Source organism: Nocardiopsis tropica (genome assembly GCF_042660575.1).
GTDB lineage: Bacteria > Actinomycetota > Actinomycetes > Streptosporangiales > Streptosporangiaceae > Nocardiopsis > Nocardiopsis tropica.
Map to the genome: position 1 here is coordinate 193,206 of NZ_JBHSUF010000012.1, position 14,438 is coordinate 207,643.

At 74.0% G+C, this 14,438-nt stretch carries 11 protein-coding genes; 5 read left to right on the forward strand and 6 right to left on the reverse strand.

Annotation, left to right across the window (positions count from 1 at the left end):
* Positions 1 to 15 precede the first annotated feature (15 nt).
* From ACFQBR_RS20575 to ACFQBR_RS20585, 3 genes are all read right to left on the reverse strand, one after another.
* Positions 16 to 2,475, reverse strand: a complete 2,460-nt coding sequence (locus tag ACFQBR_RS20575) for a hypothetical protein (protein ID WP_344176697.1) — start codon at positions 2,473 to 2,475, stop codon at positions 16 to 18.
* A gap of 215 nt (positions 2,476 to 2,690) precedes the next feature.
* On the reverse strand, positions 2,691 to 3,731 hold the full coding sequence (locus ACFQBR_RS20580) for a neutral zinc metallopeptidase (RefSeq protein WP_378554128.1): 1,041 nt from the start codon (positions 3,729 to 3,731) through the stop codon (positions 2,691 to 2,693).
* 75 nt (positions 3,732 to 3,806) lie between these two features.
* The gene (locus tag ACFQBR_RS20585; protein ID WP_431061476.1) at positions 3,807 to 4,748 is read right to left on the reverse strand and encodes a neutral zinc metallopeptidase; all 942 of its coding nucleotides are present in this window, start codon (positions 4,746 to 4,748) and stop codon (positions 3,807 to 3,809) included.
* A gap of 87 nt (positions 4,749 to 4,835) precedes the next feature.
* Between ACFQBR_RS20585 and ACFQBR_RS20590 the strand changes: the two genes are divergently transcribed.
* Both ACFQBR_RS20590 and dtd read left to right on the forward strand, forming a co-directional pair.
* Positions 4,836 to 6,695 (forward strand): DUF2207 domain-containing protein, encoded by a 1,860-nt coding sequence (locus ACFQBR_RS20590; RefSeq protein ID WP_344176582.1) that lies wholly within the window; start codon positions 4,836 to 4,838, stop codon positions 6,693 to 6,695.
* Between the two features lie 70 nt (positions 6,696 to 6,765).
* Entirely contained in the window at positions 6,766 to 7,191 is a 426-nt protein-coding gene (gene dtd, locus ACFQBR_RS20595) for a D-aminoacyl-tRNA deacylase (RefSeq protein ID WP_344176580.1), read from the forward strand.
* A gap of 316 nt (positions 7,192 to 7,507) precedes the next feature.
* Here the strand turns inward: dtd and ACFQBR_RS20600 are convergent, their stop codons facing one another.
* Together ACFQBR_RS20600 and ACFQBR_RS20605 are read right to left on the reverse strand one after the other, a co-directional pair.
* Positions 7,508 to 8,203, reverse strand: a complete 696-nt coding sequence (locus ACFQBR_RS20600; RefSeq protein WP_267947804.1) for a response regulator transcription factor — start codon at positions 8,201 to 8,203, stop codon at positions 7,508 to 7,510.
* Positions 8,200 to 9,396 carry a sensor histidine kinase gene (locus ACFQBR_RS20605; RefSeq protein ID WP_378554131.1) on the reverse strand — a complete coding sequence of 399 codons (1,197 nt, stop codon included), beginning with the start codon at positions 9,394 to 9,396 and terminating at the stop codon, positions 8,200 to 8,202. Before ACFQBR_RS20605 ends, ACFQBR_RS20600 begins: the two co-directional genes overlap by 4 nt.
* A gap of 124 nt (positions 9,397 to 9,520) precedes the next feature.
* Between ACFQBR_RS20605 and phoU the strand changes: the two genes are divergently transcribed.
* The 3 genes from phoU to ispF all read left to right on the forward strand — a co-directional run bounded on the left by phoU (position 9,521) and on the right by ispF (position 11,558).
* A complete protein-coding gene (phoU, locus tag ACFQBR_RS20610) occupies positions 9,521 to 10,183 on the forward strand; it encodes a phosphate signaling complex protein PhoU (RefSeq protein WP_267947805.1) in 663 nt (220 codons plus the stop codon).
* A 386-nt stretch (positions 10,184 to 10,569) separates the two neighbouring features.
* Positions 10,570 to 11,052 carry a CarD family transcriptional regulator gene (locus ACFQBR_RS20615; RefSeq protein ID WP_267947806.1) on the forward strand — a complete coding sequence of 161 codons (483 nt, stop codon included), beginning with the start codon at positions 10,570 to 10,572 and terminating at the stop codon, positions 11,050 to 11,052.
* A 35-nt stretch (positions 11,053 to 11,087) separates the two neighbouring features.
* On the forward strand, positions 11,088 to 11,558 hold the full coding sequence (gene ispF / locus ACFQBR_RS20620; RefSeq protein WP_267947807.1) for a 2-C-methyl-D-erythritol 2,4-cyclodiphosphate synthase: 471 nt from the start codon (positions 11,088 to 11,090) through the stop codon (positions 11,556 to 11,558).
* Positions 11,559 to 12,220: 662 nt separating this feature from the next.
* Here the strand turns inward: ispF and ACFQBR_RS20625 are convergent.
* Positions 12,221 to 14,368, reverse strand: coding sequence for a DUF2637 domain-containing protein (locus tag ACFQBR_RS20625; RefSeq protein ID WP_344176692.1), 2,148 nt, complete (start codon positions 14,366 to 14,368; stop codon positions 12,221 to 12,223).
* Between the last annotated feature and the right edge of the window lie 70 nt (positions 14,369 to 14,438).

The window sequence follows — 14,438 nt, forward strand, 5'->3', positions numbered from 1 at the left end:
GCCTCCGCCCGGCGGTCACGGGCGCCCCTCCGGGGCCGCGTCCGTCCGGGAGGCGTCCGCGCAGTTCATGGCGCCCATCACCCGCCAGAGCGCCCCGGCGTAGGCCGGGTCGCCCGTGTAGTCCGAGTGGCCCAGGATCTCGGGCCTCCTGGCCTCGCCCGGCGGGGCGTCGTAGCCCCGCGGGTCCGGGATCGGCTCCGCCTGTTCCACGGTGAGCAGGTCCCCCTCCCCTCCGGACGCGTCCCGCAACCGCACCGGTCCGGCGATCGCGTCCGTGACGCGCCACAGGTTGTGCCACACCGACACCCGCTCCCGCAGGTCGGCGAACGGCCCCGGCCCGAAGTAGGCCGGGAAGTACCTGGCGTACAGGCGGTCCAGCGGTGAGCCGTGCGTGATCAGCGCGATCCGGCCCAGGCAGTCGGACGGCAGCTGCCACACCGTCGCCGCCGCCAGCACCGAACCCTGTGAGTGCCCGGACAGCACCACGTCGGTGTCCTCCCGGGTCATCCTCGCCACCCTCGCGGACAGCTGGGGCACGGCACGCTCCGCGTAGGACGGCGGCGCCAGCGGGTGGGCCGCACGCGGCCAGAACGTGCCGACGTCCCACAGCGCTCCGACCGCCTGCCGCGTCGGCCGGTCGCGGTACGCGCTGCGCCCGATCAGCGCCAGCGCCACCAGGGACGCCCCGCCGAGCAGCGAACCGACGCCGATCAGACCCGACACCGTGCCCTGGGCGACCCCCTGGGCCCCGCCCGCCACGGCCGTCGCCGCGGGGACCGGTCCGGCCCCCAGGTTGCCGGTCAGGGTCGAGTAGAGCGCCAGGACCCCCAGCGCCCCCGCGGGGAGGAGGAGGGCCACCATCACGGAGGGCAGCACCTCGGTCATCCGCCCCGCCGCCCGCGCCCGCGCGATCTCCCAGGTACGGCGGTCGCGCACGCTGCGCGCGTAGTCCTCGGCGACCTTCGGCAGGTGCGCCCGCGTGCTCCGGCGCAGTTCCAGCGCGAGCATCGCCACCAGCCCCACCGCGATGGCCGCCTCCAGCGCGAAGGTCAGCTGGAGCCACGAGTAGGCCGAGGGCGCGGACAGGGGCAGGCAGGGGGCGCCGGGCGCGGACAGGGAGCCGCAGCCGCTCAGCCACAGCGAGCCCTGGTAGACCAGGGCCGCGGAGAAGCCGCCGCCCAGGAGGGCGCCCAGGGCGGCCGTGGCCGGTCCGGCCAGGCCGCGCATCGCCGCCCCGTCGTGGGCCCGGTCGGCGGCGAACAGCACCAGCGCGGCGGCCAGCATCAGCAGGACCAGGGACGCCTGCACGGCGAACAGCGTGTTGAGGATCGCCCCGTTGCCGGGCAGCCGTCCGGCGGCAGCCCACTCCGGGCGCGGCCACGCCGTGTACACGGCCACCGCGATGCCCAGGACCAGGGTGGCGTCGCGCAGGAGGCGGCAGACCCGGTCGGCCCGGGCGTTCCAGCGCGGGTCCACGCCGGGGACCAGGACGCTCAGGGCGCTCCCCCCGACCACCGCCGAGAGCAGGACCGCCAGCACGGTCCCGGCCCCCCACAGGACGGAGTCGCCGCCGGGTCCGCCCGACGGGGAGATCAGGTCGTGCCGGAGGGCGGGGACGAGCAGGAGCGCGGCGACGGTCCCCAGCGCCACCGAGATGTGGGCCGAGCGCAGCCTGGCCATGGTCTCGCTGTTGCGCCAGAAGTCGGCGTGGCTCAGCGGCGCCGCCGCGCTCTCCCGGGGCGGCACCGCCGGGGAGACCACCTCGTAGTCGGCGGCGGTGCGCCGCGACAGCCGCCACAGCACCAGCACCACGGCCACCGGCAGCACGGCGCCGACCAGCAGGGCCGTCCCCGGCGCGGACAGCAGCGACGCGGGCGAGGCCAGGAACGCCAGCCACGGGAGCACCCGGACGCACTCCTCGCCCTGCCCGGCGGCGCACTGCCAGGCGACGAGGTCCATGCCGATCCCCCCGGCGGCCAGGGTGATGAGCATCGTCAGCGTCAGCGCCAGCAGGCGCACGCCCGCCCCGTACGCGTTGTTGGCCAGCCGGCGCACGCCCGTGGGGGAGCGGTCCATCCGCCCGGGCCGCATCCAGTACGCGACGTTGATCAGCATGAACGGCAGCAGGAGCAGCCACAGCGCCCGGGAGGACCTGCCGGAGGTGAGGTTGCCCCAGGCGAAGATCTCCCGGCGCACCCCGGGAACGGTCTCGGTGTCGGCCTTGCGCCGCCACCGGAAGAAACCGGCCAGGCGGTCGCCGCCCACCCGCATGGCGGGCTCGACGTCCAGCAGCTCCTCGGCCTGGCCGCCGCTGACGCCGTGCACGCGCAGCTCCACGCAGTTGTGCGCGGCGGGGCCCGGTGCGGTCGGGGCGGAGGCGGGCTCGGGGGCGGACGGGGAGGAGACGACGACGGGGGGGACGGGGGCGGTCGGGTCAGGCTCATGGGCGCTGAGGGGGGCGGTGAGGTCCGACATGTCAAGCATCCTGCCACGCTGCGTGTCCGAGCGACAGCACCGGAGAAGACCTGGGGACGGCCCCGACGGGCCGGGCCGACCGCGCGGATCCCCTGTCCCGCAGCGCTTCCGCGCCGTCCCGCGCGCCCGCGCCGCCCGGGACGCGGGGCCCGCGGCCGGTCCGGCGCACCGGGCGGCCCGGTCCGGTGCACCGCCCGCGTGACCGGAGCCGGCGCTCAGTGCACGAGCGTCTCGTCGTCCAGGTCCCAGGTGTTGCAGGCGGCCGGCGTCTGCTCCTCCCAGCCCCGGCTGGTCCAGTGCACGCTGTTGTCCGCCGACCCGTGCGTGCGCTCCTCCTCGCCGCCGTCCTCGCGGTCGGCGGTCGCCCTGGCGTCGCCGAGGACCGCCTCGAAGTCGTCCTCGTCCAGCGGGAAGCTCACGCGGACGGAGGCCAGGAACGCACCGGACAGGCAGTTCGCCTGGAGCTCGCTGCGGCGCGTCCACGCGTTCCGCTCCAGGGGGTCCTCCTCCAGCTGGCGCTGCTCGTGGTAGTACTCCAGCAGCCCCGACTCGCCCTGGACGTGGTGGCCGTACTCGTGGGCCAGCAGGGACGCGTACACCACCGGCCGCGTGGCGCCGTTCCACTTCTCCACCACGTCGGCGGTCCCGATGTAGATGCTCGTGCTCGCACGGCAGTAGAACGCGCCCGCCTGCGACGGGTAGGGGCGGCACGGGCTCACCCCGGGCTCGTCCCAGAACACCCGCTCCGGCGGGGTGAAGGGGATGCCCGCGCGGGCGAACTGGGTCGCCCAGGCGTCGTCGAGGCAGTCCGCCACCGAGTCCAGGAAGTCCTTCATCGACTCCGTGTCGTCCACGTCCAGCCCGGGCGCCGGGCACGGGCGCGGACTCAGGCGGCCGGTCCCGTACAGCGGGTTCGCGACCAGGGCCTCGTGCCCCGACGGGCTCTCCCGCTGCCCGAACGGGTCGGCCAGGCCGGTGGCCGCGGCGTCCCCCGAGGGGCTCTGCCCCGGCTTGTCGTCGAAGTCGGTGTCGGGCGCCGCGCCGTCACCGGCCCCCTCGGGCGCCGCGCCGTCACCGGCCCCCTCGGGCGCCGCGCCGGAACCGGAGGCCTCCTCGCTGACGGTCGTCCAGGACAGCATCGCCAGCGCCAGGAGCACCACCACGAGGGCGGTCACCATACCGAGCGCCCGCCGGTCGGCGCGCCGCGCCTGACCGGGCGGCGTTGAACGGGGAGACTCACCGAACCCTGCGTACACCCCTGTCCGCCCGCCCTGTCGTCGCCGTCGGCCGGGCCGGACGGCCAGGCCCCTGTCCGCGCCCCCGCGAGCGCCTCACTCGACCAGGTCCTCGGGGGCGTCCCAGGTGTTGCACGCCCCCGGGTCCACGCGGTCCATGCCGTGCGCCGTCCACAGCCGGCCGTTGCGCGCCGAGCCGTGGGTGTGGTCCCCGCCGCGGTCGGACCGGAGGCCGACGTCGTCGAGGATATTCTCCCGCTCGGCCCCGCCGTGGCCGAGCCCCGGGCCGGAGGCGCCCAGGAACACCCCGCCCAGGCAGTTCGCCTGGAGCTCGTTGCGCCTGGTCAGCTCGTCGGCGGTCTCGCGGTCCACCCCGGCGCGGGCCTCGTGGAACTCGGCGAGGATGCGCGACTGGCCCTGCACGTGGTGCCCGTACTCGTGGCTGAGCAGGAACGTGTACGCCTCGGGCCTGTCGCTCCCGGCCGAGGCCTCCACGATGTCCTCGACCCCCAGGTAGAGGCCCTGGTTGGCCTGGCAGTAGAACGCGGCGGTGCCCTGCGTCGGGAACGCGCCGCACGGGCTGTGCCCCGCCGAGTACCAGTACACGCGGTTGGGGGACGAGAACTCCATCCCCGCCGACGCGAAGTAGGCGCTCCACGCCCGGTCGAGGCAGTCGGCGATCTCGTGGACGAACCCCTCCACGGACTCCGGGTCCTCCGGGTCCAGCTCGGGGGCCTCGCAGGTGACCTCGCCGAGCTCCCCGATCCGGTACAGCGGGTTGTCGCCGAGCATGTCCCCTCCCGTGGACACGGCCCGCTGGTGCTCGCCGCCCCCGTCGGCCGGGCCGGCCGACGCCACCGGGTGGGACCACGCGGCGTCGGAGGAGGACAGCATCGCCGAGAACGCCAGGAAACCGGTGAAGGCGACCGCGGCCAGCCCCGTTCCGAGCGTGAGGGACACGCCGAGCCCCATCCGCTGGAAGAACCCGGGCCGCTCCGACCAGAACTCCGGGACCGGGGCCGGCCCGCGCCTCACCACGGCCGCCTCCCGGGGGCCGGGAGCACGGAGCCGCCCGCGGTGCCCTGTGACAACAGCGCGCGGGGGGACCGGATAGGCTCTCGCGTCATGTGGTGGGTCGGCTCCTGGCGCCCGGCCGTCGTGGCGACGACGGTCCTCTCGGTGTGCTCCGTGCTGGTCACGGCGCCTGGCGTCGTGTGGCCGGAAGGGGAGGCCCACGCCGCGACGGCAGCCGCGCCGGCCACCACAGTACCGGGGGGCGCGCCGGACCGGACCGGCGCGGTCGGTCTCGGGAGCGCGGCCGATCCGCTGATCACCAACGACGTCAGACTGGAGCTCGACCGCGCGGGGGTCCTCCACGGCGAGGAGACCATCACCTTCAGCGGCGGGGCCCCCGCGGAGTTCACCAGGGCCCTCACCGAGACGATGCTCTACGACACGGACCACGACAGGAAGTTCGAGGTCACCGGTGTCGAGGCGACCGACCTGGACGGCAGCCCCCTGGCCGTCGAGGTCGAGAAGACGGACGGGACGCTGTACGCGCGGATCCCCACCGCGGCCACCGCCGGCGTGGTGCTCACCTACAGGGTGGGCGGGACCGTGAGCGAGGTCACCCAGGGCGTCCAGATGGAGTGGAGGGCCGTCGGCGCCTACAGCCACACCGTGGAGTCCACCGACGTCACCGTGACCGCGCCCATGCCGCCCGAGGCGCTCTCGTGCCTGGCGGGCGAACCGCGCAGCGCCATGTACTGCACCGCGTCCGACATGGGGCCGGAGGCGGGCGTCGCCCACTTCCTCCAGGCGGACATGGAGCCCGACGACCGGCTGGACATCGTCGTCAACTACCCCTCGGGCACCGCCGAGGGCGAACCCATCCTCACCCGGAGGTGGTCGCTCGCGTCCGCCTTCGCGGTGACCCCGGCGACCGCCGGCGTGTTCGGCCTCCTCCTCGTCGTCCTGGTCGGCGGCCTGGCCGTGCTGATCCGGGTGCGGGGACGGGACGAGCGCGCGCTGCGCCGGGAGGCCTCCGAGGGCGACCACGCGCCGGTCGAGGAGGGCGAGCGGGGGCAGCTGAGGTTCGCGCCCCCGGACGACGTGCACCCCGGCCAGATCGGCACCCTCATCGACGAACGCGTCGACATCGCCGACCTCACCGGGGCGGTGCTCGACCTCGCGGTGCGGGGCTACATCCGGCTGGAGGAGCTGCCGCACGAGCACTTCACGTCCGTCGACTGGCGCCTGGTGCGGCTCGACGGCCCCCCGGGGGAGACCCTGCTGGCCTCCGAGTGGCTGCTGCTGGACGCCCTCTTCGGCGAGCGGCGCACGGTGCGGCTGTCGCAGCTGGGGTCGCCGCGGGCCTCCGCCGACTTCCCCGCCAGGATCGACCGCGTGCGCGAGGAGCTGTACCGGGACATGGTGCGGCTCAAGTGGTTCGCCCGGTCGCCGAGCCAGGTGCGCACCCGCTGGAGCACGGTCGGGATGGCGCTGACGGCGGCCGGCGTGGTCCTGACCGGGGTCCTCGCGGTCTTCACGGGCGCGGCCTTCTCCGGCCTCGCGGTCGTCATCGCGGGCGCCGCCGTCACGGCGGGAGCCCAGTACATGCCCGCCAAGACCAAGCTGGGCAGCAGCGTGTACGCGCACACGATGGGCTTCCGCGACTTCCTGCTGAGCCCCCGGGCGGAACAGGCCCTCCCCGGCCGGAGGGTGGAGCTCTACTCGCGCTACCTGCCGTACGCGGTGATCTTCGACGACGTCGACCGGTGGGCGAACATCCTGGCCTCGGCCGCGCTCGCCGACCTCACCCCGGAGGAGCTGACCGGCGACGGCCTCGCCTGGTACACCGGCCCCCGCGAGTGGAGGATCGAGGACTTCGCCGACTCCATCACCACGTTCGTGGTGTCGCTGACCGGCATCATCACCAACACCCGGCGCCTGCGGGCGCTCAACCAGTTCCAGCGGTCGCGGTAGCGCGGACCGGGCGGCGAACGGCGGCCCGCCGGACGGCGGGCGCGGGGGAAGAGAAGAACGAGGGGGAACCATGCGCGCGGTCGTGCAGCGTGTCTCGCACGCGTCGGTGACGGTCGACGGCCGGGTCGTCGGGGAGATCACCGGGCCCGGGCTGATGGCGCTCGTGGGGGTGACGCACACCGACACGGCCTCCGAGGCCGCCAGGATCGCGAAGAAGCTCTGGACACTGAGGATCCTGGAGGACGAGCTGTCCTGCTCGGACTCCGGCGCGCCGATCCTCGTGGTCAGCCAGTTCACGCTCTACGGGGACGCCCGCAAGGGGCGGCGCCCCACCTGGCAGGCCGCGGCCCCCGGGCCCGTGGCGGAACCCCTGGTGGACGCGGTCGTCGAGGAGCTCCGCGGGCTGGGCGCCACGGTCGCCACCGGGGTGTTCGGCGCGAAGATGTCGGTCGCCCTCACCAACGAGGGGCCGTTCACGGTCGTCCTGGAGGCCTGAGGGCCCCTGTGCCCGCCCGTGGCCGCCCGCGGGTACATTTCCGGGCGGATCCGACTCGCAGCGGCCCTGGGGCCGCCACGCGGCCCCGGAGGGCGGTCCGTCCCGCGGTGCGCCCCGTCGGGCCGGACGGGGGCGCCGACGCGGCGGCGATCGCCGCACGGCTCCCGAGGGCCCGCGCGTACGCCCGAGCGGCCCCCGGCTCCGCAGGGGGCGGGAACGGCGTGCCGCCCGGGCCGTGGCCGGTCCACGGCCCGGGGCACGGGAACGAAGGGGGAGGCGACGGGGGACGGGGAGGCCCCGCGGGTGTCCCGTGCCCTCAGACGTCGACCGTGACCGGCTCGAACTTGTAGCCCAGACCGCGCACGGTCACGATGTACCGCGGGCTGCCCGGGTCCTCCTCGATCTTGGCGCGCAGCCGCTTGACGTGCACGTCGAGGGTCTTGGTGTCACCGACGTAGTCGGCGCCCCACACCCGGTCGATGAGCTGCATCCGGGTCAGCACCCGCCCGGCGTTGCGCAGCAGCACCTCCAGGAGCTCGAACTCCTTCAGGGGCAGCTGCACGCTGTCGCCGCGGACCGTGACCACGTGGCGCTCCACGTCCATGCGGACGGGACCGGCCTCGAGGGCGGCGGGGAGGACGACCTCGTCCTCGCCCCGGCGCCGCAGGACCGCGCGGATACGGGCCACGAGTTCGCGGGAGGAGAACGGCTTGGTCACGTAGTCGTCGGCGCCGAGCTCCAGACCGACGACCTTGTCGATCTCGGAGTCCTTGGCGGTGAGCATGATCACGGGGACGTTGGACTTCTGCCGCAGCGTCCGGCACACCTCGGTTCCCGAGAGGCCCGGCAGCATCAGGTCCAGCAGCACCAGGTCGGCCCCGGTGCGGTCGAAGGTCTCCAGCGCCACCGTTCCGGTGGGCGCCACGGCGACCTCGAAGCCCTCCTTGCGAAGCATGTACGACAGGGCGTCGCTGTACGATTCCTCGTCCTCGACAACAAGTACACGAGTCACTGTGCCGCCTCCTGCTGATCGGTGTTCCGGGTGGCGTCGGGCCCCCGGTCGTCGGGTCTGGGCAGACGCAGTGTGAACGTCGACCCCGACCCCTCCTTGCTCCACACGGTCACTTCTCCACGGTGGTGGGTCATGATGTGCTTGACGATCGCCAGGCCGAGGCCGGTACCACCGGTGGCCCGGCTCCGAGCGGCGTCCACACGGTAGAACCGCTCGAAGATCCTTTCCCGGTCCTGCTGGGGGATGCCGATCCCCTGGTCCGTGACGCTGATGTCCACGCTGGAGCGGGACACCCCGACCGACACGGCGACCCGGGTGTTCTTGGGACTGTAGGCGACGGCGTTCGCGATGAGGTTGCGCAGGGCGGTGCCCAGCAGGCTCTCGTCGCCCAGGATCGTGACGCCCTCGGCGCCGCTGCCGACCAGCTCGATCCCCTTGGCGTCCGCGGGCATGCGCACCGCGTCCAGGGCCTCCTCCACCACGCCGCCGAGCTCTACCCTGGTGGGCTCGGCCATCGGCTCCGCGCCCTGGATCCTCGAGAGCGTGATGAGGTCCTGGATGACCGCCGTCAGCCGCGCGGCCTCCGTCTGCATGCGGTCGGTGAAGCGGCGCACCGCCTCCGGGTCGTCGCTGGCGTCCTGTACGGTTTCGGCCAAAAGGGACAGCGCGCCGACCGGGGTCTTGAGCTCGTGGGAGATGTTCGCCACGAAGTCGCGGCGCACCGCCTCCACGCGCCGGTGCTCGGTCTGGTCCTCGGCGAGGACCAGCACCAGGCCGGTTCCCCCCAGGGGGGCGACGCGCACCGCGAAGGACGTCGCGTCGGGGCCGAACTTGCGCACGGCCACCTCGATGTCGGTCTCCCGGATGACCCCGTCGCGCCGCACCTTGCGGGCCAGGACGAGGAGCTCGCCTATGACCAGCTCCTCGCCCCGGACGAGGCCGAAGGCGCGGGCGGCCGAGGAGGCGCGCAGGACCCTGTCGGCGGAGTCCAGGACCACTGCGGAGGAGGGAAGTGCGGAGAGGACCTCGGCGATCCCCGGTGGCAGGGTGGTGCCGTCGTGGCGCTGGGGCACCGGGGCCTGACGGCGTTCGTTGGTACCCGTACGGAAGAAATGACCGGCGAGGACGCCGATGACGACGCCCGTCACGAGTCCGAAGATGCCGGTCACAGCGGCGAGAAGTTCCCCTTGCACGATTCGATCGTAAACGTGCGGACTGGAGCTTTACCCGGTCAGGGCAGACGACACAACCGAGGTTCTTCCATCGTTCACCAAACCTTGGCCGACTCTTCAAACAACCACTGGGAGCATTGACGCCATGCGCGATACGTACCACGAGGACCTTGACAGTCTGACCGAACGCCTCGTCGAGATGACGAGACTGGCCAGGCACGCCGTCGCACGCGCGACCACGGCGTTGCTGGACAGCGACATCGACGCCGCCCAGGAGGTCATCTCCGGCGACGAGGCGATCAACCGCCTCGACCAGGACATCGAGGACACGGCCTTCAGCCTGATGGCCCGGCAGCAGCCGGTCGCCTCCGACCTGAGGACCATCATCACCGCGCTCTACATGCGGGGCGACCTGGAGCGGATGGGCGACCACGCCGTCCACCTGGCCAAGATCGCGCGCCGCAGGCACCCCGACTCGGCGATCCCCAAGCCGGTCCGGTCGATCGTCCTGGAGATGGGCCACCAGGCGGAGCTGCTGGTCACGAAGGCCGGGGAGGTCATCGTCGACAGGGACCCCGACACCGCACTGGAGCTGGACAAGGACGACGACCGGATGGACCGCCTGCGCCGCAAGCTGCTCCAGCGCATCCTCGCCCCCGGGTGGGAGTACGGGGTGGAGGCGACCATGGACGTGACCCTCGTCGGACGCTTCTACGAACGCTTCGGTGACCACGCGGTGCACGTGGCCGACAACCTCGTCTACATGGTGACGGGCGAGAAGCGCGAGGACTACGACCCGGAGGGCTGATCCCCGGGGAGACCCGTGGCGCCCGTGTGGCGGAGGGGGTTCGCGCCGGTGGCGCGGGGCCGTCGGCGGGGCTGCGGGGCGCTGCCGGAACAAAGGGGGTTCCGGTCGGCGCAAAATCGTGACATCCGTCGCTTCGACCCCTCCGAAGAGGGGCGGAGCCGGGCCGCGCCCGACCTCTCCCGACCCTTCGCCAAGGGCGCGCGGTTCCGCTGGCCAGGGGGCTCCGAAGCCTTTCGGACACGTCCTGACCAGGCCCGCGACAGGCCTCGGGTACACTTTGTCAACCCCCGAAAAGGGGGCCCTGACCTGCGTGTTCGCAAACCTAATAGGTACGTTAAGTCACAGATTCGTGGTATCCTTGTGGTAGCGGAAGGGGTACCTGTCACATGGCTTTCAAGGTCGGCGACACTGTTGTCTACCCCCATCATGGGGCTGCTCGTATTGAAGCGATCGAGACTCGCACCATTAAGGGCGAGGACAGAATCTACCTCGTTCTGAGGGTCGACAAGGGCGATCTGACGGTCCGTGTGCCGGCCGCGAACGCCGAGGACGTCGGCGTTCGTGACGTGGTGGGGCAGGAAGGCCTGGACAAGGTCTTCGAGGTGCTGCGCGCACCGCACACCGAGGAGCCCACCAACTGGTCCAGGCGCTACAAGGCGAACCTGGAGAAGTTGGCGTCGGGCGACGTCAACAAGGTCGCCGAGGTGGTTCGCGACCTGTGGCGCCGGGACAAGGAGCGCGGTCTGTCCGCCGGCGAGAAGCGGATGCTCGCCAAGGCGCGCCAGATTCTCGTCAGCGAACTCGCCCTCGCGGAAAAGACCAACGAGGACAAGGCCGAGGCCCTCCTCGACGAGGTTCTCACGACCTGAACTCCAGTCACGGAATCGCGTCATTCATGACGAATATGCCTCGGGTGGGCGTCGGAACGGACGTCCACCCGTTTTCTCCTGGACGGACACTTTTTCTCGCCGGTTTGGAATGGCCGGGTGAAGACGGTGTCAGCGGCCATTCGGATGGCGATGTCGCCGCCCATGCGGCGTGCGACGCGTTGTTGTCCGCCTGCGGCCTGGGGGACCTCGGGTCCAACTACGGCACGGCGGAACCGCGGTGGAAGGGCGCCTCGGGCGCCGCGCTGCTCACCGAGACCGCGGCGCGCGTTCGCGCGGCCGGTTTCGAGATCGGCAACGTCGCCATCCAGATCATCAGCAACCGTCCCAAGTTCTCGCCCCGGCGCGCCGAGGCCGAGAAGACGCTCTCCGAGGTCGTGGGGGCGCCGGTGAGCATCTCCGCGACCACGACCGACGGCTTGGGCCTCACCGGCCGCGGCGAGGGCATCGCGGCCGTCGCCACGGCCCTGTGCGCGGCGGTGGACTGACCCGCTCGCCGGCGGCGCCGGGCCTGTACGGCTCCGGTGCGGCCCGGCCCCCAGAGGGGCGGCGAGGGGACGAACGGCGAACAGAGGGGTCCCGCACCCGGGGGTGCGGGACCTTCGTCGTGTCCGGGGGCGTGCCGGTGTCCGGGGGCGTGTCAGGGACCGGCCGGTACGCGGAGGCCGTGAGCGGGCGGCCCCGCGGTCCGTCCCCGAGGTCCGGCCCCCGTCCGGTGCTGCGGACGGCGCGGCCGGCGGCGGGGCGTCGCGCTCGGCCGGTCGTGTTCCCGGTGGCGCGGCGCGACCGCCGGTCGACCCGGAGGCACACCCGGGCAGTAGCCCTCGCGGCGGAGGGCGCCGGCCCTCACGGCGGAGGGTGCCGGTCCTCGTGCACCGACCCTCGCGCGGCAGCCCGCCCGAGGCTCTGAACGGGACGCAGGAGACACCGGGGTGCGCCTCGCACCCGATCGGAAACCGGGAGCCCGGGGGCCCAGGTCGTCCACAGGGCGTGCGGGGGTGGTTGGCGCCGGACGGGCGGGGGATGTTCTGGCATGGGGGCCACCCCTCCCCGCGGGGCGCTCACGCGCCCCCGGCAACAGCATGGCCCGCCCGGTCGCCGCCCGCCACCCCTTCCGCGGGGCTGTGGACGACCGGGCGGGGCGCACGGCTCACTCGTCGGGGCGGAGCGGTTCGCTGCGCACGCGCCGCGACGGCGGTCCCGCCGCGAAGTCGGGCAGCGGCGGACGGGGCGGCTTGAGCACCATGGGGCGCTTCTCCACCGGCGTCCGCACGCTCCGCTTCGTCAGGGGCAGGCGCTCCGGTCCGGGCCGGTCCGCGCGGGACCCGGCCCCGTCCTCCGGGGCCTCCCGGTCCGAGGGGGCCCGGGTCTCCGGTTCGGCGCCGGGGCCGAAGGCGGACGGAAGCTCCTCCACCTCGGGCAGGGGCTCCTCTCCATGCTCCTCCCCGGGTTCCACGTCCGGCTCCCCTTCCGGGGCCCCGGGCCCGGGACCGGGCACGCCCTCCCGGGCCGACACGTCCCCCGCCCCCGGTACCGGGGCGGCCTCCGCCGGGTGCGGTTCCGCGGGTTCCGGTGCTGTCGGCGCCGGCGTCGGGCCGACGGTCTCCGGCGGCGCCTGGGGGATCCGGAACGCCGCGCGCACCGTCGGCCCCGTGTCGTGGTCGAGCACGGGCGCCGGTTCGGGATCCGGTTCCACACGGTCCTCGTCCGCGGGCCCGTCGTCCTCCGGAGGTGTCCACACCGGCGGCACGTAGTCCGACAGGACCCCGGCCCCCGTGTCGGCGCTCGCAGGGGGCTCCCAGAGGGCGGTCGCCGGCACACGGCCGTCCCCGGGGCCGGTGCCGTCGTCCGCGGGCCCGTCCACCGACAGGTCCGACGACCCTTCCGCCACCGCGTCGGCCACCGCGTCGGCGGGCCCGTCCCCGCCGTAGCCCTCGTGCTCCGCGTAGCCGCGGTCCTCCCCGTGGGGCCCGTGGTCCGGGTCCTCCGACCGGGAAGCGCTCTCCGCCGGTGTCCGGGCGGCGGGGGCCGACGCGGTCTCCGCCACAGGCACGGACCCCTCGCCGCCGACCGCCTCCGGCTCCCCTCCGGGAACGGGGAGGGCGGCGGGGGCCTCCGCCTCGTCGGAGGCCGGGTCGCCTGGCGGCGGCTCGTGGTCGAAGCCCTCGTCGGCGAGGTGGTCCGGGACCGCCTCGACCGGCCCGCCGGCGTCGGCGTGGGCGGCCGCGCCACCGGACCGGTCCTCCGCGGGCTCGGGCCCGGGGGCCGCGGCGCCGGGCACCACGGGGGGCTGCTCGGCCGCCAGCTTGATCGGGTTGTGCCCGCTCCGGGAGCGCCGGGGGAGCGGGAGCGTCGGCGCCTCGTCGTCCTCGTCGCCGGGGCGGCCGTGTCCCCGACGGGACGCCCTCCCCGGCGCCGGTGCGGCGATCGGTCCCACCTCGGCCCCGTGCTCCTCCGGGCCGTGGTCGCGGTCGTCCTCCCGGTCGTCCTCCGGCAACTCGTCCGGCTCGTCGTACGGCTCGTCCTCCGGCTCCTCGTACGGGCGGCTCCCGGTCGCCCCGGAGCCGCCATCGTGCCGCTCCGGGGCGGCGGTCGCCTCGGGCCGGGGGCGGATCCGGACGAACTCCCCGTCCTCGTGCGACCGCCCCCCGTCCACGGGTTCCGTGTCCCGGTCGTCGGGGCCCAGGCGCAGCAGCCGGGTTCTGAGGGCGGTGTCGTCCGGCCCGTCCGGCTCGTCCGGCACGCGGGCGGGGGAGACCACCGCGCGCGCGTGCAGCACGGTGGCGGGGTCGTCGGAGGGGCGGGGCCGGGCGGTCGGCGTGCGGCGGCGTCTGCGCATGTGCGCACGGACGGTCATCCACAGCAGGAACGCCACGAGCAGGGCGGCGAGCGGGGCCACCGCGACGACGACCCGGGCGATCCCCTCGGGCACCCGTTCGACGAGTTCGAGGTTGCTCAGCAGCATGGCCGCGGTGGCGAACATGATCAGTGCCGGGATCAGGACCAGGTCCACCCAGAGCCGCTCGCGGGGGTGCGCCCCGCGCAGGAGGTAGCTCACCCAGCACGCCATGATCAGCAGGAGGGTGTAGGTCACCGGGAACACGTGGGCCAGGGCGCTGCCCGCGTGGCCGCCGTACTCGGCGAACTGGAAGATGCCGTTGTAGGAGATGACGAGGGCGCACAGTGCGATGAGCCCGACGAACAGGGCACCACCCGCGAGAGCTCCGGCTCCCGTGACGCGACCTGCGGGCCGACCGTTCCGTGTCCTTGATCCGGGGGTGTTGTTGTAAGGGGCCATCGCCACCGCAGCGTAGTCGAGTCGGTGCCGCTAACACGAGATTCCGACCGATTACGGTTGCTTCCCGACC

Coding starts and splice junctions, on each gene's coding strand:
- ACFQBR_RS20575 (WP_344176697.1), bottom strand. CDS start 2,475: ATGTCGGACCTCACCGCCCCCCTCAGCGCCCATGAGCCTGACCCGACC.
- dtd (WP_344176580.1), top strand. CDS start 6,766: ATGCGCGCGGTCGTGCAGCGTGTCTCGCACGCGTCGGTGACGGTCGAC.
- phoU (WP_267947805.1), top strand. CDS start 9,521: ATGCGCGATACGTACCACGAGGACCTTGACAGTCTGACCGAACGCCTC.
- ACFQBR_RS20625 (WP_344176692.1), bottom strand. CDS start 14,368: ATGGCCCCTTACAACAACACCCCCGGATCAAGGACACGGAACGGTCGG.
- ACFQBR_RS20590 (WP_344176582.1), top strand. CDS start 4,836: ATGTGGTGGGTCGGCTCCTGGCGCCCGGCCGTCGTGGCGACGACGGTC.
- ACFQBR_RS20615 (WP_267947806.1), top strand. CDS start 10,570: ATGGCTTTCAAGGTCGGCGACACTGTTGTCTACCCCCATCATGGGGCT.
- ispF (WP_267947807.1), top strand. CDS start 11,088: ATGCCTCGGGTGGGCGTCGGAACGGACGTCCACCCGTTTTCTCCTGGA.